Origin of the sequence: Paenibacillus sp. MY03 (genome assembly GCF_002165585.1) — a bacterium.
Taxonomy (GTDB): Bacteria; Bacillota; Bacilli; order Paenibacillales; family Paenibacillaceae; genus Pristimantibacillus; species Pristimantibacillus agaridevorans.
Map to the genome: position 1 here is coordinate 1 of NZ_MXQD01000062.1, position 16,321 is coordinate 16,321.

General features: G+C 53.8%; 15 protein-coding genes. 5 read left to right on the top strand and 10 right to left on the bottom strand.

Annotated features, from left to right (window positions below):
- Window positions 1-207: hypothetical protein (locus tag B1748_RS37280; protein WP_218781681.1), on the top strand; the 207-nt coding region annotated here is incomplete at its 5' end.
- Between the two features lie 35 nt (window positions 208-242).
- Here B1748_RS37280 and B1748_RS32105 read toward each other — a convergent pair.
- From B1748_RS32105 to B1748_RS32135, 7 genes are all read right to left on the bottom strand, one after another.
- Window positions 243-4,082 (bottom strand): S-layer homology domain-containing protein, encoded by a 3,840-nt coding sequence (locus B1748_RS32105; protein WP_179215928.1) that lies wholly within the window; start codon window positions 4,080-4,082, stop codon window positions 243-245.
- A gap of 388 nt (window positions 4,083-4,470) precedes the next feature.
- On the bottom strand, window positions 4,471-4,773 hold the full coding sequence (locus tag B1748_RS32110; RefSeq protein WP_087572052.1) for a putative quinol monooxygenase: 303 nt from the start codon (window positions 4,771-4,773) through the stop codon (window positions 4,471-4,473).
- The gene (locus tag B1748_RS32115) at window positions 4,766-5,347 is read right to left on the bottom strand and encodes a WYL domain-containing protein (protein WP_087572053.1); all 582 of its coding nucleotides are present in this window, start codon (window positions 5,345-5,347) and stop codon (window positions 4,766-4,768) included. The genes B1748_RS32110 and B1748_RS32115 overlap by 8 nt, the downstream gene beginning before the upstream one ends.
- A 124-nt stretch (window positions 5,348-5,471) precedes the next feature.
- Complete coding sequence (locus B1748_RS32120; RefSeq protein WP_373271319.1) at window positions 5,472-6,386, bottom strand: ADP-ribosylglycohydrolase family protein; 915 nt, start codon at window positions 6,384-6,386, stop codon at window positions 5,472-5,474.
- 37 nt (window positions 6,387-6,423) lie between these two features.
- Window positions 6,424-7,416 (bottom strand): AAA family ATPase, encoded by a 993-nt coding sequence (locus B1748_RS32125; protein WP_087572055.1) that lies wholly within the window; start codon window positions 7,414-7,416, stop codon window positions 6,424-6,426.
- A complete protein-coding gene (gene pnuC, locus B1748_RS32130; protein WP_087572056.1) occupies window positions 7,409-8,059 on the bottom strand; it encodes a nicotinamide riboside transporter PnuC in 651 nt (216 codons plus the stop codon). The genes B1748_RS32125 and pnuC overlap by 8 nt, the downstream gene beginning before the upstream one ends.
- Before the next feature lie 57 nt (window positions 8,060-8,116).
- Complete coding sequence (locus B1748_RS32135; protein ID WP_087572089.1) at window positions 8,117-8,887, bottom strand: NUDIX domain-containing protein; 771 nt, start codon at window positions 8,885-8,887, stop codon at window positions 8,117-8,119.
- Between the two features lie 133 nt (window positions 8,888-9,020).
- Here B1748_RS32135 and B1748_RS32140 point away from each other — a divergent pair, with 133 nt between their 5' ends.
- A complete protein-coding gene (locus B1748_RS32140; RefSeq protein WP_256976076.1) occupies window positions 9,021-9,359 on the top strand; it encodes an ArsR/SmtB family transcription factor in 339 nt (112 codons plus the stop codon).
- 58 nt (window positions 9,360-9,417) lie between these two features.
- Entirely contained in the window at window positions 9,418-9,927 is a 510-nt protein-coding gene (locus B1748_RS32145; RefSeq protein WP_087572057.1) for an SRPBCC family protein, read from the top strand.
- Window positions 9,928-9,981: 54 nt separating this feature from the next.
- Here B1748_RS32145 and B1748_RS32150 read toward each other — a convergent pair whose 3' ends face one another.
- Both B1748_RS32150 and B1748_RS32155 read right to left on the bottom strand, forming a co-directional pair.
- On the bottom strand, window positions 9,982-11,688 hold the full coding sequence (locus B1748_RS32150; protein WP_143810422.1) for a hypothetical protein: 1,707 nt from the start codon (window positions 11,686-11,688) through the stop codon (window positions 9,982-9,984).
- Window positions 11,689-11,905: 217 nt separating this feature from the next.
- Window positions 11,906-12,616, bottom strand: coding sequence for an aspartate/glutamate racemase family protein (locus B1748_RS32155; RefSeq protein WP_087572091.1), 711 nt, complete (start codon window positions 12,614-12,616; stop codon window positions 11,906-11,908).
- Window positions 12,617-12,751: 135 nt separating this feature from the next.
- Between B1748_RS32155 and pdxR the strand changes: the two genes are divergently transcribed.
- Window positions 12,752-14,170, top strand: coding sequence for a MocR-like pyridoxine biosynthesis transcription factor PdxR (gene pdxR, locus B1748_RS32160; protein WP_087572059.1), 1,419 nt, complete (start codon window positions 12,752-12,754; stop codon window positions 14,168-14,170).
- Window positions 14,171-15,264: 1,094 nt separating this feature from the next.
- On the opposite strand, the gene B1748_RS32165 is transcribed toward pdxR, so the two are convergent.
- On the bottom strand, window positions 15,265-15,621 hold the full coding sequence (locus B1748_RS32165; protein ID WP_087572060.1) for a nucleotide excision repair endonuclease: 357 nt from the start codon (window positions 15,619-15,621) through the stop codon (window positions 15,265-15,267).
- Between the two features lie 169 nt (window positions 15,622-15,790).
- On the opposite strand from B1748_RS32165, the gene B1748_RS32170 reads away from it, so the two are divergent.
- Window positions 15,791-16,222, top strand: coding sequence for a DUF4395 domain-containing protein (locus tag B1748_RS32170; RefSeq protein ID WP_256976077.1), 432 nt, complete (start codon window positions 15,791-15,793; stop codon window positions 16,220-16,222).
- Window positions 16,223-16,321 lie beyond the last annotated feature (99 nt).

Genomic DNA, 16,321 nt, shown 5'->3' on the forward strand with positions numbered 1-16,321 from the left:
AAGATTGGTGGGTTTCTCAACAGTCTGAAAACCTCCTTCTATTCTTCCCCTTTCCGCCGAAGTGTCTTTCAATCAAGCGAATTAAAGGGCCGTTTTCCGTCTAATTGGTTGTGCGATGTTGTACTGGCCAAAATAGCGGGAGCTTTTCCCTTTCGCAATGTGGCGAAAGCTTTCTTCTCCCAACGCAAAGAAGGACAGCCCGCATAGGCTGCCCCTCTCCGATAACGCTAAATTCAGTTGGATCACTTCGACAACAGATTGTAAAGCACTTGCGCCACTTGTGCCCGAGTAGATGCGGCGCGCGGATTCAGCTTGCCTTCGGATCCGGACACCACACCCGCTTCCACGAGCGCTTCCAGAGACTCCAGTGCGTAGCCCGCAACGTCAGTCCGATCGGAGAAGTCGCTCAGGCTGGCTCCGCCTTTTGAAGCCGGTTCCTTGTCGAGCACCGTCAGCGCCCGGTACAACAGCGTGAACAGCTCTTGACGCGAGATCGTGTCGTTAGGCGCGAAGACGTTGCCTTCGTACCCGTTCGCGATGCCCAGACGTTTGGCGGCCGCGAGATAACCGGTGTAATACGTGTTTCCAGCGTCGGCAAAGTTGTCGGAGCCCGCTCCGTCCGCTTCAATGCCATATGCATTTAACAGCAGGACGATGAATTGTCCGCGCGTAATATTGGCATTCGGGCTGAAATGGTTCTCGTCCGTGCCGCTTGTAATTTCTCTCGCCGCCAGGTAGGACACCGCGGAGGCGTACCAGGAGGAAGAAGCTACGTCGGCAAATTCGATTTTGTTGTAGCCGATAATGTACTGGGAGAAGTGTTCGGTCGAGAATCTCAAACCTTTTGCCGAAGGGTTGTATCGACCCTCTACCAGGTTCAGCTCTCCGTCTTCATTAACATGATAAATAATCAGTGCGTTGGTATCTTCGCCGCGCTTAGGTTGGTAAGGCAAGAACACCTTCACAAGCGAACCTCCGAACGAGGATACTTCCGATTGGCCCGCGTACACGAGCAGATCGTAGACAGGGCGGTCGCCCAGCACTTCCTTGCCTTCCTCGGTCAACTCCGACTTGCCGATGATGAAGCTGATGTCGCCTTCGTCTTCATTGCCCGCGATCGTGCCGAGCGCTTCGACGTCGAACGTGACGGTGCCGAAACCTACATCGATCGTCAGACTTGCTTTCGAACCCGATACCAGCGTATTGAACACGCTGCGAGTCAATGTTACTTGTACGTTGCCGGAAGCATCTGCCTCTTCTACGCGGATCTCAAGCGAGGCATCCTTGCCTTCGCTCTCCGCTTTTTGCGCTTTTTCGAGCAGTGCGTTCACGACGTTATCCGGGACGACCGCAAGCCATGTGCCGGATGTTTCGTCCAGCTTGGCGCCCACGTCAGCCCGCGCGCCGTTAGTCAGCTCGGTTACGAGCTCAGGCGTTGGAGTTGTCGTTCCGCCTCCGCCGCCACCTGTGTTATTATCCGGTTGGGACGGAGCAACATATTGCGGAACCGTAACCGTTGTATCGGCGCTGGCAAGCGTCGTATCCGTTGCTTTCACGCGAATCAGGTAGCTGCCCGGAGCCAGGCTTGTAATTTCCGAGCCCGTTACGGGATGATAATTAGACTCCGTGCTGGAACGATACTCCAGTCCGGTATTCGTGCCTGTAATTTTACCGTTGCTTTGGCCGCTGGTTGTAGGCGCTACGCCTGCAAGCCCTGTCGGAGCCGCAACGTTGCCTTTGATCGTCAGCTCGACCGGCTGGCTTGGGTTAAACGTCTCCTCGTCAGGCGAGGTGTAAGCCGCATATCGGACGTAATACGTGCCGGGAGACAATCCGGTCAACTCGCCTGCGGTAATGGCTTCTTCCGATAACAAGGCATATTCGCCGTCGTCTTTTTTGTACTCCAGCTGATAATCGGGATGATCTGAGGATACCGCGTCCAGACCCGTAATTTGCCCATCGTTGTTCTCAAGCGTCGTGGTATGTACGACGCCGAGCTTCGTTCTGTCCGGGGGCACCAATTCTTGATAACCGGCTACGTAGACGGTAACGGATGCGCTCGGCGCGTAGTAGATGCCCTGAACCGTCTTTGCCGCGAATCGAACTTGATAATAATGTCCGGGCTCTACGCTGATGGCAACGCCTTGAACGGCCGCATATGCGGAATCCGGAGCATCATCAAGCTTATACTCCAAGCCTTCCGGCAGATCCTGAAGCTCGCCGTCCTCAATCAGGACGATCTGGCCGTTGCCGCCCGCTTCCGTCGGCGCGATGCCGTCAATTCCAACCGGCGCCGCCTGGAATTCGGGAACGACGATTTCAATTGCGGGTCCTTCTGGATAGAGGGTTGAAGCCGCTGTTCCGGCAGTGTTGTTAGAAGTGTCAAAACCTGCTTTTTTCGCGTAACGGATCTCATAAACGCCTGAAGCAAGACCTTCTACACGATTTCCCGTATTTGGAACAGGGATATAGTTGCCGTTGTCTTTGAGCCTATACTCCAAGAATTTTTTTTCGATGCCAACAATAGCGCCGTCAGCCGCGCCTTGCGACGTTGGGCTAGCGCCCGTCAAGCCGGTAGGTTTCCATTCGATTCTGGAGAATAAGGTACTTAAGCTGTTAATGCGCAACTTGGCAGCTGCAGTAGTTGGATTACCGGTCACGCTCCAGCCGCCCATTAATTCAACATGGCCCAGTATTGGAGCCGGATTGCCGTTTTCGTCTACATTCCTTTTGTCATACACGAAAATATAAGGAGCTTGAACTCTCGCCGAGGATACTGTCGTGCTTGTTCCAGGAATAGTACCTGTAATGAATGCATCTCTTTTCGTGTCCTGCGAAACCAGATTTTTCAAATACGTGTTAACTACATCAGTGTAAAAATGTGTAATTGTTTTATCTTTAGTTCTAGCATGCAGCGCGCTGCCGTCTAAAGTCTCACCATAGGCGTACCTTGGGTTAGTCGGTCTCGTAACGGACGTAAGCCCGCCAACGCCGCCATCCAGTTTAAAGTCCCAATTGTAAACCTTGTCTACCCCGTATTCGCTAGCAACCAGGTTCAAGTATCTTACGATACCCTGGCTATCGCCGCACCACGCGCAACCAATGAATACCGCGAACGTGCCCTCCTGATTAAGCACGTACTTTAACTCATCGAGCGTCACCGAATCGATAACGGCGCTAGGATCTGTTCCGTCGAAAATATTGGTGGAGCTAAACTCATTGTAAGAGCCTGGAATGTACTCCTGGTTCGTCAATGTTTTGAATTTAGCCTCTTTGGTGCCTTCAGGAGAGATAGCGTCAAATACGCCGCGAAGCGCCGTTTTGTATGCCTCGCCTCCGCTGCCGTCCTGCAATGCAGCAAGGCTTCCGGCACTGCCAATCCCTTCTAGGGATGCGACAATGGGAGCGGGATCGACGCCTTCTTTGTGGCCTTTGTTGTAAATGAACAAGAACGGCGCTTCGGCGATATTCACCGTTTTGATTCCCGCGCCTCCAGGAGGAGTATAAGTCACATTGGATGCAGTCGTAACTGTATAATTAGCGGAAAGAGTACCCGCGTTGCCAGCCGTATGATCGTTGATGTTCGTCAAATAACGAGCGCCCAGATCAACGTAACGTCTAGTGAAGTCCCCGTAGATACTGTCAGGATTCGTAATATCGAATGCCCGATTGGCTTCAGGCACACTACTCCCCTCGATGGGATTCGGTCCCGCCAATCTCGTATCGAAGTTCTTAATCGACGTAATGCCATACTCCTGAGCCACTTCGTTTATGTAGCCGATAGCGGCTTGCGTCTCCGGCTGCCACGAGCCGCCGAAAAGGATGACGTAGTTGTCGTCCGCTCCTGTCGGCGCATTGCGCAGCAGGTAGTCCAGCTCATAATAAGTTGCCGTCTCGAATACATGCTCTTTGCCTGCTAATGCTTCGTAACGGTCTCCGAAGTATCCCGCGTTGCCGGGAGCTGCCGGAACGACGGAAGGCGCTGCTTGTATGCTGACGTTGGCCGTGCCGAACACCGGAACCGCGATCGCGGCGGCGAGCAGCAGGGAAACAAAGCGGCGTGTTTTTTTGATTTTGCTCATTTCACACATCTCCGATCTAATTAATTGGAATTATAATAGTAAAATACCATGCAACAAGTAAGCTAGAGGGGAACAACCTCCTTTTCTTGAAATACAGGAAGCTTAGGCTTTCTCTATTTCTCGGATGGAATGGAACGCCGCATACTGTCGAATGGCAGCAGCAGCTACTTTCAACTTGTGAATTCAGGATAAAAAAAGAGACTCGTCGAAAAGCGCCCATGCGCTTTCAAACAAATCTCTGGTGGTCCAGTGGATGCTGTGCTCTTTAGTTGTCCTAGTTCGTGATACAAATTCGCCTGAACCCATCATAAGGGGCATTCCCCCTGCTGTCAATGCTTTTTACGTATTTCGGATAGAAATAGTCGGAATTAAACTTCTGACGCTAAATTTACAAACCTTTCCCGCCAATAGGACGTATCGGCACGGAGCTGGTTCCCGCGATCAAAGGCATGCAGCTTTGAATCAAAGCTCTCACCTTCTCGTTCTTCAACGACGCGGCGTGGGCTTCCTTGTTCTCCCACAGCTCCATGATCCATAACGCATCGGGATCCTCCTCCGACTCGTTTAAAATATAGAAGAGGCAGCCATCCATTCCTTCCAAAGTCTGCGCACTTTCAAGCATCCGTCTCGCAAGCTCATCCCTCATGCCAGGATGAGCCTTCAGTTGTCCAAACATCGTAAATTTATCCATCTTCTTCTCCCTCTCCTCGTAACTCCAGATTCGTTAACATCGCCCCGTAATGCTCCGCCATAGTTCTGCACGCTTCCGCCATGCGTCTGGCCAGAGGCACCGATTCGATGGTAAGCGAGGTGCTGTACGGCATTAAGAAATAAGGCACATACGTCGACAACAAGGCGCTATCCAATCGGAAGAAGGCGGCCTCCGGCTGACGCTCGGTCAAAGCATGGCCGAACAGCCAGTGCCGGCATAATTCGTTCAACACTTGCTCTTGTCCCCGAATGAGAACAGTCTCCATGCTCCGATTGTCTCCTTCGGACGGAAGCAGATGCGAAAGCAGGAAATCTCTAGCGGAAAATGCGGCCGGCCGATGGAAGCTGAGATCCGTTGCATGCAGTCCGGTCATTCGGTCGACGCGGAAGCTGCGAATGTCTTCGCGGTATCCGCAATAGCCAACCGCATACCAGTTGCCCTTCCAGTACACGATTCCGTACGGGTCGAACAGCCTTGCCGGTACCTGTTCGCCTTTGCCCTTGTCATACGCCATCCGAAGCGTTTGCCCTTGACCCGCGGCATCTTCCAGCATCCGCAGGAAGTGCTGGTACTTTTCTTCCCTCCCCTAATTCGGTAGACGGTTATATGTCTAGTATAACCGACTATCCCTGACAAAGACGGTCAGGGATAGTTTCTTAAATCTATAATATTTACTCTCAAGCCTGTATCCTTTGATCCTGTCCGCCTTGGCGAAGAGCCATTAACGACTCGGCTGTCTCATCCAAGCGTTTCCGGATAAGAATGGCTTCCGCATAACGAGCCGGAATTCCCGCGTAACCGCAATAAATACCTGCCAAGCCCCCCGCAATGGCACCGATCGTATCGGAATCTCCTCCAAGGTTGGCTGCCCGCTGCACCACTTGCTCGAAGTCGGTCGACGTTGCGAGCAGATAGACAACCCAAAGCATCGTGTGGACAACGAAACCTCCAGGTACGCAATTCGGCGGTACCGTCAGCGCAGGCTCGTATTCCGTGCCCTTCACCTCCGTCCAGAGAGCATCACGCAGCTCCTCTCCTTGCAACAGTCTGTATGCGATGCGCGTATAGATCGCGCATGCTTCGTCACACCTCGAATCATAGTGCGTCATGCGGGATTGCAGGCGAGCGATATGCTCCGCTTCGGCCAATCCCGGATATGCCAGCGCAGCGGGCAGGCATCGCATCAGAGACCCGTTACCGGCGCTTTGTCCCATCATCTGGTCCGTATACAGGGCGGCTTCGAACCAATTCCCTTCGTAGTGCTCGATGACATAGCGGATTATGTTGCCGACATCCTTCGGCCGCGTTCCGTACCACTCCAGAAACTTCTCGCCGATTGGATCGAGCGGCTGGCGGGGCTGTAGCAAGATGCCATCCGCCACGCATAACGTCATCATCGTATCGTCCGTCACCTCGCCCGGCGCAAGACGCCAGACTCCTCCGCCGATGATTTCCGTCAAGAAGCCGTGTTTCTCTTGAATCTCCTTTACGCTCATAAACTCAGTCGTCCCTCCGAGCGCATCGCCTATAGCTACGCCATATAAGCCTCCCTTTAATCGGTCAAAAACCCTCGCATCCACCATAACCCGCATCTCCTTCCATGCCAACCTATTCGACCTTCAACAATGTTCATAGCGGATCCAAACGTTTAAGAGCCTCCGCCACTTGCTCCTCCCGCTCCCGGAGAGTACCTCGCAGGATCTGGAACGGCACGCCTCTCTCCCTGAGATCGTTTACGATCGCCAGTTGGAATTCCTCGCGCTGCACCTCGCCCGAACGATCCCAAGTATCGTCGTACGGAATATCCGCATCGCATAAGAAGACAAGTCCGTATCTTGTCTCCGCCTCCCTCGCCAATCTCGCTAGCCCCTGAGTAGTCTCCCCGTGGTAATACAGCGAGAACATATACGTCGTAATGGCATTGGTATCCACGAACAGCACATCGCGCGCCTCTTGGAGCTGTTTCTCTTCTCTCTCCAGATGGCCGGTCGCAATCTCCTCCAGCTGCTCCAGCGTCAGTCTTCTGTCGATCTGGTTCTGCTCCCAATATTCGCGGCCGTACTCCGGCATCCACGCCGTTCTATAATGCCTCGCCATACTTTCGGCCAATGTCGTCTTGCCCGTCGAAGGCGCGCCCAAAAATACGACCTTGGTCACCAAGTCTCGATACACGATGGGATTCAGATAATGCCGGTTTTCATAAGGAGCGTTCCTCACTGCCGTACCGGATACGGGAACAGTCAGCCGCTGGAGATCGACTTGGCGGTTAACGGCGTTCAGCGCGACGCTCATGTGCTCGCCGTACGGCTCGCTGGAGTAGAAATGCGTGACCTTTCGCCCTCCGAGCAGACCCAGGACGTAGTCCTCCTGAGCTTTCATAATCTCCGCCGTATAGCCGGTCTCCTTGGGTCCGTCCCAAGCTTCGATGACATCCGTCCCCGGATACAACCTGCGAATCCAGTCGGCGCGGACATGCAGCGGGATCGAAATCGTCTCGGGGCAGTCATAGATGATCACAATTACCTCATCCATTTCCTCGAGCGCGGTCTCGATCATGTATTGATGCCCCTTATGGAGCGGAGCGAACTTCCCCAGCGTCAATCCGATCCGCCGCTCATCCATGGGTGGTTCCCCCCTTCATAGCTCTATCGTAATCCCGTTTCCACGAAACATATCCACTCGTCGCAATGCCGAGGAAGATGACGTACAGGAACGCCAGCGCATAAAGCTCCTTGTAGAAGTACATCCCGACGGACAATACATCGACGGCGATCCAGACCAGCCAGTTTTGCAAAATTTTCGAAGAGAGCAGGAATTGGGCAATCAGGCTGAGCGTGGCGATAAAAGCATCCGCGTACGGAATCGAAGCGTCGGTGTGCGCATGAAGCAAGTACCCCCATAGCGCCGTCACGGCGACGGCCAGCACGCCGAGAAAGATCGCAAGCGGCTTCGTCAGATTCCGCGTCGGGCGCACCTTGGCGCCTTCCCGCTTGGTCAGCCAGACGATCCAGCCGTAGATGCTGAGCACGAAGAACACGACCTGCAGCATCATATCGGCATACAGCTTCACCTCCAGGAACATGAAGAAGAAGCAGCCGACATTAACCAATCCGACAGGCCAAGCCCAGATATTCTGCCTGGCGGTCAGCCATACGCTGAGCAATCCCGTAGTTGTAGCGACGATTTCCAGCGTCGTCGAGGACGTGAACCAGGCGATGGCCAGCATCGCGGCGAATAATAGCGGCAGGAGCCATTTGTTGTTCATGATGAGCGCCTCCTTATATAGTCAATATGATAATATCAAAAGCGAGAAGAAAATCGCCTAGCCGTAAATAGACAGCCCCGGCGAATATTCGGTAAATCGGTAAAGCTGGGCCGCACGCTGCGAATAACGATTGGACGACTTGGGCCGGCCTTCGGAATCCCGCGCTTCTTCGATAATGCCTTGGCGGCTTTGCGTGGACGTAATCTTGCGGATAAAGTTGGGCTCCTCGAACGTCGGTACAACGGTCTGGATGACCTGGTACAGCTCGCTGATCGTAAATTCCTCGGGCAGAAACTCCCGCGCGATCGTCGTCGTCAGCATCTTCTCCCGCACTCTCGCAAGCGCGTCGCGAAGCATGTCGCCATGATCGAAGCCAAGCTCCATCGCAAGCGCCTCCTCCAGAGGGAACAGGCGGACATCGGACGCGTCGGTATCCGCTCTCCGATTGATAAGCTTGTGCTCGTGCACCAATGCGAAGTAAGCATGGGACAGAATCCAGCCTCGCGGATCGCGGCCGGGCTTGCTGTAAACGTTGAAGTATTCCATATGCACGTCCGTTACGCCCGCTTCTTCCCTCAGCTCGCGCAGCGCGCATTCGTACATGCTTTCCGTCTCCTTGCAAAAGCCGCCGGGCAGCGCCCACTTGCCTTCGTAGGGCCAGACCTTCCGCTTGATCAGCAGCACCTGCAGCTCGCGCGTCGGCAATGCCTTCTTCGGCGTCGCCTTCTCTCTCGACGTTATCGTAAAGATGACGATATCGCTGGGAGCGCCGTCCGGCGTACGGAAGTTTTCGGGCGAATAGGCGTCGGAATGTTCTTCGTTAGACATTGCATTCACCTGCTTAACTAATTTGTTCTCGTTCACGGAATGTCGATTTGATAACATCATTATGACATAATTGATTGAAATGTCAAGCCTCCCCCTCGTCAATCCACTACATGCCTTGACAGGAATATTCCTCATGACGTATATTATGGTCATGAACGACATATTACAAGCCATCGCAGAACCCACACGCCTTCGAATCGTCGAGCTGCTGAGGGACGGAGAGCTCACTGTTGGCGATATAGTGGAACGTTTAAGCCTGAATCAACCGCAGGTGTCGAAGCATCTTCGCGTGCTTCAGGAAAACGGCATCGTCACGATGATTCCCGACGGAAACCGCCGAATTTGCAAGCTTCGTCCAGAACCGCTGCAACAGCTGAACGCATGGGTCGGCACATTCCGGCGAATCTGGGACGAGCGACTGGATCGTTTGGACGATTATTTGCAGGAAATACAAGAAGGTTCGAATGAATAACCGCAAACCGCGTATAAGGGCCGGTAGCCGATCATCAAACACAAATGGAGGTATGAACATGACAACCACGGAAGGACAATTGCGGATCATTCGTACATTTAAGGCTCCGCGCGACTTATTGTTCAAAGTATGGACGGAGACCGAACATCTGAGCAAATGGTGGGGTCCAAAAGGCTCGACGCTGCATGTCGCGAAGCATGAGCTGAAGCCGCAAGGCCTCTTTCATTATCGGCTGACAAACCCGGACGGCCACCAGATGTGGGCCAAATTCATTTATCGCGAGATTGATGCGCCCGAGAAGCTTGTCTTCCTGAATTGTTTCTCGGATGAAGAAGGCAACACGGTCCCCGCTCCGTTCGGCCCCGAGTTTGTCGATTTCCCGCTGGAAGTGAACCATGATATATCATTTGCAGAAGCAGATGGAGGAACGACTCTTACGATAACCGTCGGTCCCCATAACGCGACGCCAAAGCAGCAAGCTTTCTACCAGAGCATGTTCGAGTCTATGCGGCAAGGCTTCGACGGCTCCTTCGACGAGCTCGACGGCTACCTGGAGGAGCTTCAATAATCGGCAACAGGACCGCAAACCTCGCATCCGCGACGCTTGCGGTCCTGATCGCTTTCAATCCAACAGCGAAACCTCGGGATACTTCCCTTCCGCGGAATACCAGGTCAGCAAGCTGCCATCCGATGTCCAGCCTAGCAACGCTCCCGCCCCTGCCCGGGAGGCTTGTTTTTCTCGCAAGTCGATCAAGAAGGTGCCCTGTCCGGCGATGTGTGCGGCGAAATATCGGTCGCTTTCTTCGCCCGTCTGCGGCATCGGCAATGCACGAATAATTTCCATCCGTTCACCGCTCCAGCCCGGGATCGCCCCTTTTAAGATCTCTATCGCAACTTCAGGCATCGTCACGCTTGCTTCTTCGGCGAGCAATCCCTTCTTTACATCGTAAATCGCCTTGCCGCGTCCCATAACCAAATCCGAACGGCCGATAAGCGGTACGGCAACGGTATCCGAATCCTGCCAAACCATCGGATAAACGAAATGCCATCCGTCGCTATGTCCGATGTAAGCCGCCTTCTCGTGATGAGCCAACCGTTTTCCCGTCGCATCGAAAATCCACAAATCCGCATACGAGCCCAAAAAGCCCTCCGAATCCGTCAGTACGGCAACCTTGTCGCCGTCCGGCGATGACGCAATCCCATAAATCGAAGCTTCCTCCGATTGATAAATTCTTTTCTTTGAATCGGCCGCCGGATCCACCAGATAGACGAATTCCAACCCTTTAGCGATATAGTAGGTTTCCCCTTGCGCGGGAAAAGCATACAAATCTTGAACGCCGCTGTCGCTCGACCTGCTCACCGTCAACTCCGGCCATTCCTCAAGGTCTAGGCGAGACACCTCGCCCGTTTCGGGATCCAGCCGATCCACTTTGCCGTCCCGATCGTACATGTTAATAATTCCGTCTTTCCCCGGGCAGCATGACGTACCGACATACACCGCCGAGTCGAAGGCATGCTCCTTAACGAGGTTTCCTTGAATGTTGGTCCATCTAATCCCGCTCCATGCCTTGCCCGCATGCACGATGACCGCTCTTCCCTCATAAGGCAATACAGCCTTAACCGGCTTGCCTTCCGACGTCATTGTTCCTTCCAGCATAAATCCGACAGCGCTCTCCGGGGGCAGCTCCGTAAACCGGACGACCGCGCGTCGATTATCGGTCCATTCCACCCCATAACGATAGTCAAGCGTTCCCAAACTACTGGCATCATATATCGTCGATTGGATCGCAAGCTCCACCGATTCCCGATCCATATCCCGGTTGCCGATCAAAAGGACCGTATCGCTGTCTTCATCGATGGTGACCGTCAGCTCGGGCTCGCTATCATCCCGATCTCCCTGGAGTATCCGCTGGATCAATTCCGACGTTAATGCCCAAGCCTGGGCGCCGGATTCGTTTGTCCCTTCCGCATACACCTTGCCGCTGGGAGCCGAACCATTGGTTTGGCGCAAGTCGTTCAGCGAGAGCATCAAACTTCTATCGCTTCCGACCAGTTCGAGCTTGTACAGAATGCCTGATTGCTCCGGATCGCCAATATAAGAGAGTTCCGCTTCTTCCAGTCCTGCCACGATGGCTTCGATCCCGCCAAGATCGCGATGTTCCGTCACAACGCCGCTCTCTTCGTTAATGACCTTAACGACTTGGATCTCCGAAGGCAAATCCAAGCTAGCCGTGTTTTTATCTATTTCCCCGTTTTTGCTGCAAGCTTGTACGATAATCATGGACAGGATCAGAACGAAAAATATCCGCTTCCGACTAAACAATTTCAATACAACCGCCCCTTTCTGCATACAACCAGCCACTATCTTCCATCTATTGGACGCTCCAACCGGCTTCAAAGTTGCTATGCTTGCCGGGAATCTGTTCATGACGGCCTGTCATCTGCGCAGATAAATAGCCTCTAGAAGCATAAAGAGCCCTGACCAATCCGCTATTACAGCGGTGGACAGGACTCTCGTTTAACTCTTTGCGATTGATGGGCAGCATCTATGCAGTGACGGAAGGCATAGACGCAAGGGCGAACTCCACCGCTGCCTCCGCATGGATGCGCGTTGTATCGAACAGCGGCATGTCGATATCCCCTTGTTTCAGGAGCAGCGGAATTTCCGTACATCCGAGAATAATGCCTTCCGCTCCCCGTGCCCGCAGACGTTCGATGATCGCGATATATTCCGCCTTGGAAGACGCATTTAATTCTCCCTTGCACAATTCGCCGAAAATAACATCATGCACGCGGATCCGATCTTCCTCGTCCGGCACGATAGCTTCGATGCCATGCTCGCGCAGGCGATCCGTGTAGAAGCTTTGCTCCATCGTGTAACGGGTCCCGAGCAAACCTACGCGGCGAAGTCCGCTATTTTTGATCTGCGCCGCCGTCGTCTCCACGATATGAAGCAGCGGCACGTTTACCGCCTCTTGCACCTCGCCCGCGACGACATGCATCGTATTCGTGCAGATCAGTATCGTATCGCAGCCGCCGGCTTCCAGCTTTTTCGCGGCATCGGCGAGCAGCTCGGCGGCCTGCTTCCATTCTCCCGCCTTTTGCAGCTGCACGACCTCCTCGAAGTTGCAGGAGTACAGCAAACATTTGGCCGAACTCAGTCCTCCCGCCCGTTCGCTGATGCCTCGATTAATATATTTGTAATAGTCGGCCGTCGACTCCCAGCTCAGTCCGCCGATTAATCCGATCGTCTTCATCATTACCCGCACGTCCCTTCCCGCTTATATAACTCCAGCATAACATGGTATACTGGTTTCCATAAGGACCAGGAATGGCATATATTCATAGTACCAGTTCTAATGCCAAGACGTATGTAAGGAGAGGTTACGCACATGTTATGGTTTCCCGTTGACCGTTCCGCCGAGTCTTCGCTGACCGTTCAAGTATACGAGCAGCTGCGGCAGCGCATCCTGCGAAGCGAGCTTGTCGAAGGCGAGCGTCTGCCCTCCAGCCGCGAGCTCGCCTCCTCCATCGGCGTGTCGCGCAATATCGTGCTGGAAGTCTACGATCGATTGCTTGCCGAGGGTTACTTGGAAATACGTCCACAGTCCGGCACTTACGTGGCGGCCGGCTCACATTTCCCGACCATCGCCCAGGCCATGTCCAGCGACGTCGAGGGGCAGTCCGCTGCCTCAATCGCAAGGCCACCCCCTCCCCCGGGCATGATCGACTTCCGGGCCGCGCATCCCGCCGCGGACTACTTCCCCCGCGCTGCATGGGGCAGGCTGGCGAAAGAAATTTGCCTGTATGCGCCGGAGCGCGCTTTTGGCTATGGCAGCCCGGAAGGAGCGTCCGAGCTGCGCAGCGTTCTCGCCCGCTACTTGCTGCAGGCGCGAGGCGTCCGCTGCCATCCGGAGCAGATCGTCATTACGACGGGCGCGACGCAGGCGCTGCAGCTAGTTACAGGCCTGCTCTCGCGGGACAAGCGGGCGCGCATAGCGGTAGAGGATCCCGTCACCGACGAGATGCGCACGATTTTCTCCTATGCCGGGGCTGAATTACTGCCCGTCCCCGTCGACGATACGGGCATCCTGCCCGAGGAGCTCCCGGCGGGCGAAGCTCCCGACTTCGTCTTCGTTATTCCGTCCCATCAGTTTCCGCTCGGCGGCACGCTCCCCATCCAGCGTCGCATCCAGCTCATCGAATACGCCAGACGGAGCGATTGCCTCATTGTGGAGGACGATTACGACAGCGAATTCACGTACGAAGGCGTGCCCGTCCACTCCATGCAGGGGTTGGACCCGGAACGGGTCATCTATGTCGGCACCTTTAGCAAAATCTTGTCCCCGTCGCTCCGCATCGGCTACGCCGTCCTGCCCATCCGTTACGTCGAGGAATATCGCCGGCTAAAGTGGTTCGCCGACCGCCACACCGCCATGCTGGAGCAGCTTATTCTCGCCCGCTTTATGGAGGAAGGTTACTTTGACCGGCATATTCGCCGCATGCGGAAGATCTATCGCAAGCGTCGCGAGACGCTGGCGAGCAATCTCCGCAAGCATCTCCCGCAGGCCCGCATTCTGGGCGAGTCCGCGGGGATGCATCTCGTCGTGGAAGTGCCGGGAGTCCGCTTCACCGAAGAACGAATGGCGCAAATTGCCCGCGAGGGTGTCCTTGTCTACGCGGTGGAGCATTACGCGCTTGTGCGCGGTCGGCACGAGAACCGGATCGTCATGGGCTACGGCGGCTTAACGCCGCAGGACATTGCGGACGGCGTCGAACGGTTGGCCCGAGCGATCGCGGCGGCGGAGTGACGGGGGGAAGCCAAAGGGGACGGGGGAGACGAATCTCTCCCCTGGCGGGCGCGGATCCCATGGTGCTCGATGTGCGGGTGCAGTCCCTATGGTGCTCGACGTACCGGAGCTGTACCCACGGCGCTATACGTGCGGGTGCAGCAGCCACATGGTGCTATACGTGCAGCTCCTACCAAATAAAACTCGATATTACTCCGCCTCACCGCGCACCACGAACTTAACGGACATCAGCGACGCTATCACTCCAATTCTCTCAGTAGACGCCCACATCTACTCGACGAGAAGTTCCACCCTCGGGGACTAAGGTCACCACGAACGTCCCGCTGTAGACCGCTCGTCGCCCCTATTCGTATCGCACCATCTCCCATAGAGAACTCATTGCCGAGAATGTACATGGTATGGCCAGGAAATCGACCGCTCTACGCATTTGTGCATTTCTCCCCAATTTCTTAAAGAGATGGGCCTCCTGCACATCAAATTGTACGAAAATACACAAATCCTCTCCTCATATCGTCGTTAGGGACCTTTTTGAAACAAAATTTGTGTATAAATGTACAAATGTACGAATTCATTGCTCTATCCACATCATAATTGTGTATTTTCGCTCAATTGTTATAACGCATGTGAAAATATCCAAGGTCGCATACTAGCGCAAGCACTCCAACAACAGCAATCCAACACCAGCAACAGCAATTCAACTCCAGCACTCCAATTACCCACCATCCGCGACCAAACGCGCCAAGCCCTCAGCCGGAATATTGGCATAAATTGTACAAACACATCTACATCAGAGTGCGCCACGAGAAAACTTCTACCCTCGCCTCTCGAAGATGATCGACCTCCAGCTTGCAAAGTAAAGCCGCTTGGGAAGCATAAGGCAGGTAATATCGCCAATAAGAAATCCGTTTTCGAAGACCGAAAACTTATACTTTATTATGTGCACGGTGAACGGCCGTCGCCGTCCTTTGGCAAAGCAACGCGTTTCGCTCCGAAATGGAAAAAATGACTTTATTATATTAAAAAAAGCAATCCGCACAGGCCTATGCATTCCTGTCTGCGAATTGCTTTTTATATAGCCCGCTGACGCGGTCCTCTTACTTGTAGAACACTTTTTCTACGTTATATTTCGCTTGCCGCGTGTTAAGGATGTACGTCTCATACAGCTCCCGCTCCAGCGGACTTTCGTTCTCGAACACTTCGATCTTCGTTACCTCTTCCCGATGGTTCTTCATCACGGATACGGCATCCTCAAAGTGTTTTTTGATTCGCTGTCTGAGCTTCCTCGCTTTGCCGACGAACAGCAGCTCGTCCTTGTCGTTATAGAAGGCAAAGAATCCGCCCTTCTCCCGCGTAATCAAGTGGAAATCGGTAAAGCCGTAAATATGGCTGAGCTGCGGATCCTTCTGCTTGAGAATCGTAACATCCGGCTCCGGGACTGTAATATTGATCATGTTCTGTCACTTCCTCTTCTCACATTAGACAGAACCATACTATCACAATACAGCCCGAATGTTTAGAGGAATCTTCATTGTCGTTCTCTCATCGTTCCCATTGCCAAAAATTTCGCGTCAGATTATACTCAGTTTAATGACTTTAATTCCAATCAAGAAAGTTGGTTTAATGGTGAAGGAAATTCCTATTCCATACGTAAAGAGCAATCAGGCGGGTATCGTTTTGTCACTAATTGCCTTCTTCATCACTCAGTCCGTTTGGATTATCGCCGTTTTGTTCTTCATACAAGCAATCGGCCTCGCCTTCGGTGCAAAGGCCAATCTATTCGTCCGCATCGCTCGCCCGTTCTTGGGCAGCCTCGTATCACGTTCCGGCACCGAGGCTGTCGAGCTCCAGCGATTTAACAATTCGCTCGCCGTTCTGTTCTTGACCGCTTCGCTTGTCTGTCTGCTGCTAGGCTTCGGCACCGCGGGCAATATCTTTGCCGCCATGATGGGCGCAGCGGCGCTCGCCGCCCTGCTCGGCTATTGCATCGGCTGCACGATCTACTTCCAATACAAGCAGTTCCGCGCTAGAAGATTGCGGCATGGATCTCAATAGGCCTCGTGGATATATGCAACTAGCCTGCGTTATGGCGAAATGATGAGAAATCCTCTATCGAGGCCTTTCGAGGGTGAGCGGCCGCTTTTTGAGGTAGGA